This window comes from Methanobrevibacter arboriphilus JCM 13429 = DSM 1125, from assembly GCF_002072215.1.
Classification (GTDB): Archaea; Methanobacteriota; Methanobacteria; order Methanobacteriales; family Methanobacteriaceae; genus Methanobinarius; species Methanobinarius arboriphilicus.
In genome coordinates this window covers 55,683-68,506 of record NZ_JXMW01000029.1, presented here as the reverse complement: position 1 = coordinate 68,506, position 12,824 = coordinate 55,683, and the positions used below count along the sequence as shown (strand labels likewise).

The following is a 12,824-nucleotide window of genomic DNA, read 5'->3' as shown; positions in this document are numbered from 1 at the left end:
AGTTTATATATACTTACTATTTAACCATATTTATAATAAATTTTTTAAATGTTTTATTATTATAAAACAAAAAGGCTATAATATAATTTTTCAATAAACTTTATATACTAAAATCAAGTAAATAATTGAAAAGAGGAAATTTATTCTCCCCCGAAATGAACTAATTTTCTAGGTGATAGTTTGATGACTACTAAAAATTATTTTAAAAAAAAGATATTACTTTTGTTCTATTTATGCCTAACAAATTTAATTATTCATTCTATCTCTAACATACAATTTAATTTTCTCATATAAAAAATTATTAAATTTATTTTATTAAATTTATTTAAAAAAATACTATTTTTAATAAAATAATTAATATTAATTTTAAAAATAGAAAAATTAATTGAATATTTAATAAATTTCCAACTAATTTAGAATTAAATACAGAAATATTATCTATTTTATATATATTCATCAAGCTTATCTTTAATAATAGTATAATCAATAAATTCTTATATAAATAAGTAATAAATATTATAAAAATAATTAATAAAATTAAGTTTTCAACTAATTATAAAATAGAGATATCATGAAAATTATAGATATTAATGGAAGTAAGTATTAATGGAAGTCCTAGAAAAATTGGAATACTGGAACTTTGATAAATAAAGTTCTTGAAGGTGCAAAATCAAAAAAATGGAAAGATTAAATTTATAAATCTTTATAGTTTAGAATATAAAGGATGTGTAAGTTGTTTCCATTTCAAAAGAAAGGATAAAAAACATGGCTTATTTGCTATGGAAGATGACTTAACCCCAATTCTTGAAGAATTAAAAGTTGATTTTATTATTTTTGCCCCACCTATTTATTTTTCAACTGTAAGTTCAGGAATGAGTGCATTTTTAGAGGGTTTTTTATTTTCAAATATGATTTATATGAACCAAATCATGTAGAAACTACATTCACAGGATTATATTAAAATCAAGAAATAAAATGATTTTATATTGCACTGTGAAAAATAACAATATAAAACAATTTTAAAAGCATTCTGTGAGTTTTGTATAATTAAACAATGATAAATAAATAATATTTTTAATTTAAGATTATTATATAAATCATAATTTTAAATCAAAAATCCATTTTAAATTCTTTTTTTCTTTCCAATATTCAGGATCTTCTTGAAAACGTTCAAAAATATGTTTCCAATAGTTTCCTTTATTTATATCCCAATAAACCCCATAATTTTCAGGATTACTAACTTTTTCATAAACTTCATCTAATATACTTTCATCAAACTCAAATCCAAATAAATTTGGATCTTGTTTCTCAGCAAGGATCCCTAACATAGATTTACAGCATTTAACACAGCTACTACAATTTTTTCCTGAAATACTTTCCCAACAAACTTTTATATAAACCTTCTTATCATTTGTATTTACATAATCTACAATTTTTCCAATCTTTTCTTGTCTTGTAAAATCAAATCCATCATGGATAACCTTACAATTAGAAAATTTAAAATAGTTATCAATTATTGGTGAAGATCCACAAGGAATAACTTCTACACCCCTTTCTTCTAAATCCCTTGTAGAATGTGATGAAGCTATTAAAATGTTTCCTATTTGCTTCTTATAAGCATAAATTACACCATGACTTATTATACTTATTCCATGTTGAAGACCATGCCACCAATTATCATTGATAGCTAGAATTTCCTCATTAAGTTTTCTAATATTCAAGAGTTCCCTAAAATCAGATTTAATAAAAACCTTCTCTAAATCAAATTCTTTGGAAAATTGGTTAATTATATTTGATAAATTTTTCCAACCTTCAGTTTCATCAATAGGCATATCAGAACCCCAAATACTAGCTAAAATTGGTTTTTTATCAATATTATTAATAACAGTGAATGTTGAATCAACTCCTCCACTGAAAAATGGCATATACTTATCTTCCATAAAAATTCTATCATAATCAACAATTTTTTTAACAATTAATCTACCTTTAAATTCAATTTTAGGAAACATCATAGAAAAATTTTCTTTAATTGCTTTAATTGATTCAAAAAAAGTTTTGTCTAACTCATCTATGAATATTGTAGCATCCATGATCCAACTAACAGGTAAAATATTACATAAAACAGGTATTATTGATATTCCTTCTGGAACTGAGGACAAATCATCTTTTACATCTATATAATCAATAAAGCTATCTTTTTTAAGAAAGTATTTATCTAAATCATAGGTAGTAGAAATATTATAAAAAAATACATTATTTTTAAAAATAGGTTTATCAATTTCTATAATTTTTCTATTAAACATTCTATCAAAATAATATCTAAAAAAAATTCATAAAAATCCCACCATGATAAAAAAATTATTAATCTAATCTAAAAAGATAGTTTTTAGGTTTATAAAATAATGATTCACAAATAATTTTATATTTGCTTTACATAACTGAAACTTAACAAAGATATATTTAATAACTGTATTATAAGTTTTACTGTTAATACTAGAAAATAGAATGTTAAATGTTATTATGTTGTTATAGTTATTATGTTGTTATAAATTGTTATTAATTATTATAAATAGTATTATGTATTATTATTGTTATTATTATGTATTATTGTTATTCATATAAATTATTAAATTATAACTATGTTTATGAGCATGATTACTATTAAAAAATAATCTAAAATTAAAAATTTTGAAATTTAATATATCACATTCATTAAAAACATTAATAGAAGGATAATAGATAAATAATAAATAATATGCAGATAATATATAAATGATAAGTAAATAATAGGTAGATAATATGAAAGCTAATCCATTAGAAATCCCAATAACCGACAACCATATTCATGTAGACCCAATTAATGGTATTGGTCCTGTAAAAGTAGCTAAACAATTTTATAATGTAGGTGGAAGAGTTATGATAATACCTAACAAACCTTCTTGGACCTTTGGAGAGCCATTTAAGTTTAAAAAATCTATGGATTTAGTTATTAGCTATGCAAAAGATATTAATGAAAATACAGAAGTTAAAGCATTCCCCCTAGTAGGTGTTCATCCCGCTGAAATTTCAAGGCTTGTTGAAAGTGGAAAATCTTTAGAAGACAGTTTTAAAATGGTTAAAAAAGCATTAGATTATGGGAAAGAATTAGTTTTAGAAAAAAAAGCTGTTGGAATTGGTGAGATAGGCAGACCTCATTATGAAGTATCAGAAGGAGAAATGGAGTATCAAAATAAAGTTCTTAAATATGGATTAGAATTAGCTAAAGATATTGATTGTCCTGTCCAATTACATACAGAATCAGCTAGTGAAAAAGAATTTAAAGAATTTGCATCATTTGCAGATGAAATTAATTTCAATAAAAAGAAGTTAATAAAACATTTTTCAGGACCTTACATAAACAAAGATGAAAATTTTGGTCTTACACCCTCTGTTATGTCAGGAAAAGATAATATTAAAGTAGCTATATCTAAAGGAGATAATTTTTTAATGGAAACTGATTATCTTGATGATCTAACTCGTCCTGGAGCAGTACTAGGTCCAAAAACCGTTCCCAAAAGAACTCTTGATTTTATAAATAAAGAAGTATTTACAGAAAAAGATGCTTTTAAAATACATAAAGACAATATAGAAAGTATTTATTCAATTGAAGTTTAATAAATATCAAAGCTTAAAACAAGACAAAAAAATTAATGCTAAAACAAAAAGAAAATTAAAAAACTATAATAAAAATAAAAGAAAACTAAAATAATATTAAAATAATACTAAAATTAAAATAGAATAAAGCTAGAATAAAATTAAAAAGCTATAATAAGATAAAAGTGTATTAAAATCTAAACATTGAATATTTTAGCTACTCCAACAACATTAGAAGCATTAGTCCATTTTTCAAGAGCTATCATTTCCACATAAGATCCATTTACAATTGCAGTGACTGTATCATTATTATCACTTGATAAAAAGATTCTATCCCCACTAATATTTCCTAAACGTTTTATAAGAAGAGTTTCTTCAGGGTCTTTAACAACTATAATATCTCCAACCTTAGGATTTTTTGTTTTTTGAATTATAACATTTTCTCCATCTTGTAATGTAGGAACCATTGAAACTCCATCAACAGTAACTTCCATTGGCATTTGATCTTCACCAAATTGAGAATTAATATTAATTTTTATATCATCATACCCATAATTTTCAGCTATTTCTGTTATTCCTGCTCTTAATGTGCTTGCATTACTATCAATATTATTCATCTGATAATATGTATAATTTTCCAAATCAACATTCATACTACCTAAATCTTTTCCAAATGGAGAAGAAATCACATTGACAGTTGCATTTTGCCCATCTAAATTAACATCAATAATTGCTGTATCAGCAAAAACCGAAGAGGTTATACCAATTCCTGCACAAATAATTAAGATTAAAGCTATAGCAATCAGTATTATTTTATTTTTCTTTATAAAAATACCTCCGATAATTATTATCGTTAAATCTTTTTATTATAATTATTTCAAATATTATTAATACTAATATTATTATTAGTATTATTACCAATATTACTAATATTACTAATATTATTAATATTATTAATATTGTTATTGTATAATTAATATTATTGTTAATATTACTAATATCATTAATATTATTAGCGTATATAATAAGATAATAGTATATATTAATTTTTCATATTGATATAATTTTTTATAGTGCTAATAAACTACAAAAATATTTAATAAAAATAAAAATAAAAATTCAAAAAAATATTACACAAAATATTATAATCAAACATAATCCCTTTAAAAAAAGATTAAAAAGATTAAAAAGATTTAAAAATTAGTTAAAATAGGTAAAAAGGTTAAGAATATCTAAAAAATAAGTAAAAATAGCTAAAAAATTAAAAAAGTTAAAAAATAAATAAAAGTAACTAAGAAATTAAAAAAATTAAAAAAGTTAAAAAAGTTAAATATCATCTAAAAAATCATCATGATCCATTAGATCCATGTTTAGTAATAATTTCATAGTTTCAATATCAATCTGACCAGGAGCTGTAACATCTCCACCAGTTGCAAATGTAAAAGGTGCATTGAATTTAGATGCCATAACTCGAGTATAACTTCCTATTTCACCCATAGATATAGCTATTGTATTATCACAATGAGACATTATAGCTAAAACATTTATAGTATCCTCTAAATTTGTTGGCATAACAGCAATTTTAGCTACATCCCCTAATTCTTTTTGTTCATTTACAATTTTAAGTAAATAATCAACTGAAGGTGTTTTTTCAAAATCATGAAAAGATATTATAGTTTTAATATTAGCTTCTCTACATTTATCAATAAGAAAATTTCGAAGACAAGGATCAGTTTGAAGTTCTATATCAATATACTCAACATTTTTTAAATCACAACAACTTTTAAGAATATTAATTCTTTCTTTTTCACTACCTAAAAAGAATCCTCCTTCTTTTTTAGAACGATTGGTTGCTATAACTGGAAAATTAATAGAATCAATAATTTTTTTAACCATATCAGAATTAACATTAGCTATACCATCAATTCTAAGTTCAAGAAGATCAGCCCCTTTTTTAATAAAATCTTGAGCAGTTTTAATTATATCTTCTTCTTTTTCTTGCAGAATAGGAATAGCTATTTTAGTCTGTGAAATCAATATTCTTCCTCTTTGATTAAATTATACATGAAATTATTTTTAATTTTAATATAAATTAACTATAATATTAATTAGTAGTATTATGGATTAATGAGTAGTATAAATTATATTTGTAATATAAATTAATTGTAATATTAATCAATAATAGTATGAATTATTTGTAATATAAATTAATGTAATATAAAATTATGTTTTATAAAATTATATTTTTTAAAGTAATGTTTTGTAAAGTTATGTTTTGTATTTACTCTTAATTAACTTTACTGTTTTTTTACTGATTTTTTAAAAATAATAAATATAATAAATAAAATTCAAAAAGAATAGATAAAACCTACAATAATATAAATAAGAATTAATAAATAATAATTATCATAAACATTAATGATTAACATAAACATTAATGATTATATAATTAATCATATAAAGAATTAATAAATTAAAAATTATTAGAATAAATTAAAAATTAGGTGTTAAATTGAAAATAACAGCTATTGGAGCAGATATCTCTAAAAATGATGTTTCTTGTAGTTATTCATTGATTAATAATATAGAAAATGATATCCATCAGTTGATTAAAGCAGGAGCCCATAGTGCTGCTTTAACAAACATTACAGGTGATGATATAGTAATATCTGCTTTTGTAGAAGATAATCTATTAGAAAAAACAAATCAAGAGATAGTAAATATTCTGAGAAAGAATGCTGAAGACATTGGTGATGTAGCTGGAATATCTGATAATCCAGAAACTGCAGGAGAAGGAATTTCTTATGGAAAAGCAAGTATAAGACAAGATAGATATCCTGATGCAATTATAGTTGCATTTGATACTTATGGAGGAGAATCTTTTGTAGAAGATGTAGCTAATTCATGTATTGATGCAGCTACTGGTATGTCTGGTCTTACTGACATATGTGACAAAGTAGGTGGTCAAAAGAAAATTCCTGGAGTAGGTTATGTATCAAGTGAAACTGATGATCCTATTGTTGTAGCTAGTGTGGAAGATATTGAATCTGTTGGGGTAATTGCAGGAGCTATGATTGGTGCAGCTTGTGGAAATAAAAATACTTATCTTGTTGAAAGAGGAACTCCGTGTAATATTATTCCTGGAAGTGTGATTTTTTCAGTTTCTGCTTTTATGAATGGTAATGTTATTGATTTATCAATTCCTTTTCAAGAAAGGTCTAGAATTTTAAAATAATCAAAAAAATAGTATTAATAATCAAAAACAGTCCTTAATTATCATTAAAGTAATATTAATTATCATCAAAAGATTATTGATAATTATTAATAATTATTAAAAATTATTAAATACAATTGAAATTATTAAATTGAAATTATTAATAAATATAATTGAAATAATTGTTAATAAATATAATTAAAGTTATTAATAAGTATAGATGAGATATTAAATAAATTATTATAAAATATATTATAAAGTAAAATGAGGGTAAAAATGATCTTATTAAATGAAGATACAAGATGTTTAGTTCAAGGAATTACAGGAAAACAAGGATCGTTCCATACAGAGCAAATGCTTCAATATAATACAAATATTGTAGCTGGTGTAACTCCTGGAAAAGGAGGACAGCAATTCCAAAATGTACCTATATTTGATTCTATCGAAGCAGCTAAAGAAGAAACAGATGTTAATGCTTCAATAATATTTGTTCCAGCACCTTTTGCAAAGGATGCGGCTTTTGAATCAATAAAGCATTTAGACCTTGTAGTTATTATTACAGAACATATACCAGTCCATGATTCAATGCAAATAATGGCTTATGGGAAAAACAAAGATGTTACTGTTATTGGGCCTAATACACCAGGAATAATATCTCCAAAAGTTGGAAAAATGGGGATCATGCCCACACATATATTTTCAGAGGGAAATGTGGGAGTTATATCTAGAAGTGGAACCTTAACTTATGAAGTAGCTAGTCAACTTACTAGAGAAGGAATTGGACAAAGTACATGTATTGGAATTGGAGGAGATCCTGTAATTGGAACAAACTACTCTACAATACTGCAAAAATTTGAAGATGATCCAGAAACAGAAAAAATTGTAATGATTGGAGAAATCGGAGGAAATGCTGAGGAAAAAGCTGCAGAATACATTAATGAAAACATTTCAAAACCAGTTGTTTCATATATTGCAGGTATAACTGCACCTCCAGGTAAAAGAATGGGACATGCAGGAGCTATAATCGAAGGAAATAGTGGAACTGCAGAAAGTAAAATGAAAGCTCTTAAAAAAGCAGGTGTAAGTGTAGCTAAAAAACCTTCAGACATTGTTGAATTAATTAAAACAATCTAATATGAAATAGGGGCTTTCTTTATGGATAAAAAAGATATAATTCAAAAACTTAAAAATGGTGAAATGAAATTATATGAAGTTGATAAACATTCATCTTCTACTGAAAAAGCTATTGATATAAGAAGAGAGTTTATTGAAGAAACCACCAATACAAAACTCAATACAATAGCTAATTACACTCTTGATATGGAATCAGCTTCTAAAAAAAATATTGAAAACCCAATTGGAACAATACAAATCCCAATAGGAGTTGCAGGACCATTAAAAATCAATGGAGAATACATAGAAAATAAAGATTTTTATGTTCCACTAGCAACATCTGAAGGAGCACTTGTAGCATCAGTTAATAGAGGATGTTCTACAATAACAGAAGCAGGAGGAGTGAATGCTAGAGTTATTGATGATAAAATGACAAGAGCACCTGTTATTAAAGCAAAATCTGGAGTTCAAGCTATTGAAATTAAAAAATGGTTTGAAGACAACTTCCAAAAACTAAAAAAAATAGCTGAAAGTACCACAAACCATGGGAAACTTTTAAGAATTGACCCAATACTTGTTGTGGGAAATTATATTTATCCTCGCTTTGTTTACTCTACTGGAGATAGTATGGGAATGAACATGGTTACAATAGCTACAGAAAAAGTTTTAGAACTCTTATTAAATGAAACAAATGCTCAACTAATTGCACTAAGTGGTAATGCATGTGTTGATAAAAAACCATCTTCCATAAATTTAGTTGAAGGTAGAGGTAAAACTGTAGTTGCAGATATAATTATCCCACAGGAGATAGTTAAAAATAAACTCAAAACTACAGCAGAAGCAATAGTGGAAGTTAATACAGCTAAAAATCTAATTGGATCAGCTATTAGTGGAAGTATGGGATTTAATGCACACTTTGCAAATATGATTGGAGCGATATTTTTAGCTACAGGTCAGGATATAGCTCATGTAGTTGAAGGATCATTAGGAATAACCACAGCAGAAGATAGAGATGGAGATTTATACTTTTCTGTAACTATGCCAGATTTACCAATAGCGACAATTGGTGGTGGAACAAGCCTTAAAACAGCAAATGAATCATTGGAAATTTTAGGTGTAGCTGGATCTGGAAATGTTAAAAAGTTTGCAGAAATAGTAATAGCTACAGTTTTAGCTGGAGAATTATCTTTAATGGGCGCATTAGCTGCAGGACATCTAGCTAGAGCTCACAAAGAATTAGGAAGAGCTTAATAAATTTAGAAGGTTTTAGTTATGGATTTAAAAGAAGCAGATAATCCAAATAAATTAGATAATAAATTAGATAATATAAAAAATATTGATGACATAACCAATTTTGATGATTTAGAACAAGAACTACTTGGCATAGAATATCCAGAAATAGAACTAGAAACTGATGACATTAAACTAATATTAACACTAAAAAAAGACTATTCTAAAATTAAAGATCTTGAAAATAGAAAAAAAGAATTTACTAAAGATATAAATGATTTCATTGATGAATTTGTAGCTACTCCTGAATTTAACGAGTTGATGGAATATTATTGAAAAAAATAGAAGAAAAAATATAAAAAACTAATAAATTAAAACTAAAGAAAAATAAAATTAAAAGTTAAATAGAGATTTTTGAGCAGAATCTCCTTTAGTATCTTTAGATTTCTTATCTTTAGATTTTTTATCTTTAGAAATATTTTCTTCTTTATCATTTGATATTTCATTAGAATATTTTTTTTCTTTCAATTTTTTTTCATCAGAAATATCACCTTTCAATTTTTGGCTTGATTCAGAACTTATTGTTTTTTCTGACTTTTGAATAATTTTTGAATTATCTTTCTTTATTTCTGTTTCTTGAGTTATTTCTTCTGTTGATTTTTTATTTGTCAGATTTAAATTGAAATTTGATTCTAGTTTAGAAGGAATTTTTTCTGATATACCTGTTTCTGATTTAGCTTTTTTCTTTTCATTAGCTAATTCTTCTTGTTTTTCTTTTTCTTTTCTTTTAATAACAGACTTTGGAATTTTTTTTTTTCGGAATCTTTTTATTTCATCCTCATCAAAATCAAAAAATGTGGAAATATCATAAGCTACATCATCATTTTCAAACATTATTTCAAGATAAGGAAACATTGAAATAGCTACACTATTAGAAACATGGATTTTTTCAGCAATTTTCTCTGCAATCCTGTCTCTAAGAGCTCTTTTACCTTTAGTTCTTCCCATTAGAGAGAATGCCATTGCACCAGTAAGTCTTGTGAATTTTTTATAGGTATCATCTTTAGATAGTGCAACACCAACACCCATAAATTCACTAGCATATCTCCAATAAGTATAATTTCTAGTTTGTCTAGCTCTTCCAAAGTATAAGTCAGCTTCACTAACCATTTCATAAGCTTTTTTAATCTCTTTAGGTTTTTCATATTCTCTAGGAATATTTTCAGCAATATACTCTAATACTAAAGTTGGATCCTCATCTAACCTAAGAGAATTCTTTACTTTATCAATACTTTTACTTTTTAAAACTCTTCTAACACTATCAAAAATATTATTAGTATTATCTTTTTGAGAAACAAGCTCTAAGTCAGACATTTCAAGTTTTTTAGTTTCTTCAGCTATAACTTGAAGAGTGTTTAAAGCTGATCTCATATCACCATTAGAACCTTTAGCTAAAGCACGTACAGCTTCAGGATCTACTTTAATTCCCTCTTTTACAGATATTCTTTTAAGTAATGCATTTATAGAATTTGTATGGACTTTTCCAATCTTAATGACTTTACATTTTGGTTTTATACTAGTCAATCTTTTACTATAAAAGTCATTAGCTGTCATAATAATAGGATGGATACTTTCTTTAATTATTTTACCAATAGCTTTAGTTCCACCTCTATCATCAGTTCCATGAATACCATCGATTTCATCTAATATAATAAGTTTATACTCATTATCATTAGTAAAGAATGATTTTGTAGTTGCTGATTGACCTACAGTATTCATGATTATGTCATATGAACGTTTATCACTTGCATTAAGCTCAATAAAGTCTGAAAATTCACGAGCTATTACATGAGCAATGGTTGTTTTTCCAGTCCCAGCTGGTCCAACAAGTAATAAGCATGGCTGAGGATTACCTTCCTTCCATTCTTTAACCCATGCTTCAATTTCTTTTTTTTGTTTACCGTTTCCAATAATTTCATCAAAATTTTTTGGTCGGTATTTTTCTGTCCAACGCATATTACTTACCTAGATATAATAAATAGCTAATCTAATGCTAAATAGCTTAATGTTAAATAGCTTATCTAATGCTAAATAGCTTAATGTTAAATAGCTAATCTAATGTTAAATAGCCACAATGCTAAAATATAATAATCCAATACATTAAATATTTTATAATATAATTTAATTATAAGAATTTAGTTAAAAGCGCTTCTAATTGAATCCTTGGGTTTGCACCTTCTCTAATTCTAAAGTCAGAATTAGCTATAGCTTCAATTAAGGGAATATACACTTCTCCATCCATTTTCCCTTCCATTGCTCTTTTAGTAACATCTTGATAAATCTGATTTACCATATCTTCTCCACTAGTTCCTTGTAAAACCATAGCTTCACGAAGTAAGTCTCTCGCACCCATGAAATCACCAGTAAGAGCCTTAGTAACCATATCACTAATATCCTTTGGCCTTGCCTTTGAAACAACATCATATATCCTATCTTCTGTTATTGTACCTTCACCAGATGCTGCAGCTTGAAGGAGATTAATTGCTTTACGTAGGTCTCCTTCAGCAAAGTAAACTATAGTTTCAATAGAATTTAATTCATAGTCTAGATTTTCTTGATTAGCTATGTATTCTAATCTATCTGCAACATCTTGACCTTTAATTGGAGCAAATCTAAATATAGCACATCTTGATTGAATAGGGTCAATAATCTTAGAAGAGTAATTACATGAGAGTATAAATGAAGCAGTTTTAGTATACATCTCCATCTCACGACGCAATGCATGTTGAGCATCTTTAGTCATGTTATCAACTTCATCTAAGAAAATTATCCTAAATGGAGCTCCAACAGGTTTTAAACGACAAAAATTCTTAATATTAGTACGAACAGTTTCAATACCTCTTGCATCTGAAGCATTTAATTCTAAAAAGTTTTGACGCCAATATTCACCTAGAATAGATTTAACTAGAGCAAGCGCAGTTGTTGTTTTTCCAACTCCTGCTGGACCTGTAAACATTAAGTTTGGCATTCCTTCCTCATTTACATAATTTTTTAATCGTTCAATAATGTGTTTCTGCCCTACGACATCTTCTAAAGTTTGTGGTCTGTATTTTTCTACCCAAGGTCCTTTCATTATATCACCAATTAGCTAATAAATATAATTGATTTAAAATTTCATTTAATTATAAACATTCAGTAAAAATAAATCATTATTTTTGATATTAATATCATTCATTACTAATAATATAACTATCTTTTATATATTATACTATAAGATTTATAAAATAATATTTTAACTATTTCTATACTTCATAATATTATTTTATCTATTATTACTTTATCATAATTTTATATCATAACACTTATATTATTATTTTTTATAACATTATTTCTTTTATATTATTATTTAATAAAATATTATTTTTGTTAGTAGATGAAAAATATTCTAAATAATAAAAATAATAATGATTTAAATGAATTTAATAGTTTTATAAATATCTTTATTTTTGTTATATTTATTTATTACCATTATAAATTTTTTATTTAAAATATAAAAAAATTCTCATTGAAATATAAATAATTTTTATATAAATAATTTTTATAAAAAAGTTATTATAAAAAAATCTTTATTATT

At 25.3% G+C, this 12,824-nt stretch carries 12 protein-coding genes; 7 read left to right on the top strand and 5 right to left on the bottom strand.

Going from position 1 to position 12,824, the window contains the following annotated elements:
- Positions 1 to 662 precede the first annotated feature (662 nt).
- Positions 663 to 935, top strand: coding sequence for a flavodoxin family protein (locus MBBAR_RS09415; RefSeq protein WP_080461091.1), 273 nt, complete (start codon positions 663 to 665; stop codon positions 933 to 935).
- A gap of 162 nt (positions 936 to 1,097) precedes the next feature.
- Here MBBAR_RS09415 and MBBAR_RS09410 read toward each other — a convergent pair whose 3' ends face one another.
- Positions 1,098 to 2,303, bottom strand: coding sequence for a hypothetical protein (locus MBBAR_RS09410; RefSeq protein WP_080461090.1), 1,206 nt, complete (start codon positions 2,301 to 2,303; stop codon positions 1,098 to 1,100).
- A 496-nt stretch (positions 2,304 to 2,799) separates the two neighbouring features.
- Here MBBAR_RS09410 and MBBAR_RS09405 point away from each other — a divergent pair, with 496 nt between their 5' ends.
- The gene (locus MBBAR_RS09405; protein WP_080461089.1) at positions 2,800 to 3,654 is read left to right on the top strand and encodes a TatD family hydrolase; all 855 of its coding nucleotides are present in this window, start codon (positions 2,800 to 2,802) and stop codon (positions 3,652 to 3,654) included.
- Between the two features lie 176 nt (positions 3,655 to 3,830).
- Here the strand turns inward: MBBAR_RS09405 and MBBAR_RS09400 are convergent, their stop codons facing one another.
- Positions 3,831 to 4,322: a S24/S26 family peptidase gene (locus tag MBBAR_RS09400; protein ID WP_080461088.1), complete on the bottom strand. Its 492-nt coding sequence runs from the start codon at positions 4,320 to 4,322 to the stop codon at positions 3,831 to 3,833.
- 1 nt (position 4,323) lies between these two features.
- Between MBBAR_RS09400 and MBBAR_RS09395 the strand changes: the two genes are divergently transcribed.
- On the top strand, positions 4,324 to 4,524 hold the full coding sequence (locus MBBAR_RS09395; RefSeq protein WP_080461087.1) for a hypothetical protein: 201 nt from the start codon (positions 4,324 to 4,326) through the stop codon (positions 4,522 to 4,524).
- 435 nt (positions 4,525 to 4,959) lie between these two features.
- On the opposite strand, the gene aroD is transcribed toward MBBAR_RS09395, so the two are convergent.
- Positions 4,960 to 5,670, bottom strand: a complete 711-nt coding sequence (gene aroD, locus MBBAR_RS09390; protein WP_080461086.1) for a type I 3-dehydroquinate dehydratase — start codon at positions 5,668 to 5,670, stop codon at positions 4,960 to 4,962.
- 475 nt (positions 5,671 to 6,145) lie between these two features.
- On the opposite strand from aroD, the gene MBBAR_RS09385 reads away from it, so the two are divergent.
- The 4 genes from MBBAR_RS09385 to MBBAR_RS10580 all read left to right on the top strand — a co-directional run bounded on the left by MBBAR_RS09385 (position 6,146) and on the right by MBBAR_RS10580 (position 9,526).
- Positions 6,146 to 6,868 carry a hypothetical protein gene (locus MBBAR_RS09385; RefSeq protein WP_080461085.1) on the top strand — a complete coding sequence of 241 codons (723 nt, stop codon included), beginning with the start codon at positions 6,146 to 6,148 and terminating at the stop codon, positions 6,866 to 6,868.
- Positions 6,869 to 7,123: 255 nt separating this feature from the next.
- Entirely contained in the window at positions 7,124 to 7,981 is an 858-nt protein-coding gene (gene sucD / locus MBBAR_RS09380; protein ID WP_080461084.1) for a succinate--CoA ligase subunit alpha, read from the top strand.
- Between the two features lie 21 nt (positions 7,982 to 8,002).
- A complete protein-coding gene (hmgA, locus tag MBBAR_RS09375; RefSeq protein ID WP_080461083.1) occupies positions 8,003 to 9,211 on the top strand; it encodes a hydroxymethylglutaryl-CoA reductase (NADPH) in 1,209 nt (402 codons plus the stop codon).
- 21 nt (positions 9,212 to 9,232) lie between these two features.
- Positions 9,233 to 9,526 carry a hypothetical protein gene (locus MBBAR_RS10580; protein WP_225370261.1) on the top strand — a complete coding sequence of 98 codons (294 nt, stop codon included), beginning with the start codon at positions 9,233 to 9,235 and terminating at the stop codon, positions 9,524 to 9,526.
- 57 nt (positions 9,527 to 9,583) lie between these two features.
- On the opposite strand, the gene MBBAR_RS09365 is transcribed toward MBBAR_RS10580, so the two are convergent.
- Together MBBAR_RS09365 and MBBAR_RS09360 are read right to left on the bottom strand one after the other, a co-directional pair.
- A complete protein-coding gene (locus MBBAR_RS09365; protein WP_080461082.1) occupies positions 9,584 to 11,206 on the bottom strand; it encodes a replication factor C large subunit in 1,623 nt (540 codons plus the stop codon).
- Between the two features lie 169 nt (positions 11,207 to 11,375).
- Positions 11,376 to 12,323, bottom strand: coding sequence for a replication factor C small subunit (locus MBBAR_RS09360; protein WP_080461081.1), 948 nt, complete (start codon positions 12,321 to 12,323; stop codon positions 11,376 to 11,378).
- Positions 12,324 to 12,824: the final 501 nt, after the last annotated feature.

What these genes read in the sequence shown, in the direction of transcription:
- MBBAR_RS09410 (WP_080461090.1), bottom strand. Translation starts at nt 2,303, where the DNA reads ATGTTTAATAGAAAAATTATAGAAATTGATAAACCTATTTTTAAAAAT.
- MBBAR_RS09405 (WP_080461089.1), top strand. Translation starts at nt 2,800, where the DNA reads ATGAAAGCTAATCCATTAGAAATCCCAATAACCGACAACCATATTCAT.
- sucD (WP_080461084.1), top strand. Translation starts at nt 7,124, where the DNA reads ATGATCTTATTAAATGAAGATACAAGATGTTTAGTTCAAGGAATTACA.
- hmgA (WP_080461083.1), top strand. Translation starts at nt 8,003, where the DNA reads ATGGATAAAAAAGATATAATTCAAAAACTTAAAAATGGTGAAATGAAA.
- MBBAR_RS10580 (WP_225370261.1), top strand. Translation starts at nt 9,233, where the DNA reads ATGGATTTAAAAGAAGCAGATAATCCAAATAAATTAGATAATAAATTA.
- MBBAR_RS09365 (WP_080461082.1), bottom strand. Translation starts at nt 11,206, where the DNA reads ATGCGTTGGACAGAAAAATACCGACCAAAAAATTTTGATGAAATTATT.
- MBBAR_RS09360 (WP_080461081.1), bottom strand. Translation starts at nt 12,323, where the DNA reads ATGAAAGGACCTTGGGTAGAAAAATACAGACCACAAACTTTAGAAGAT.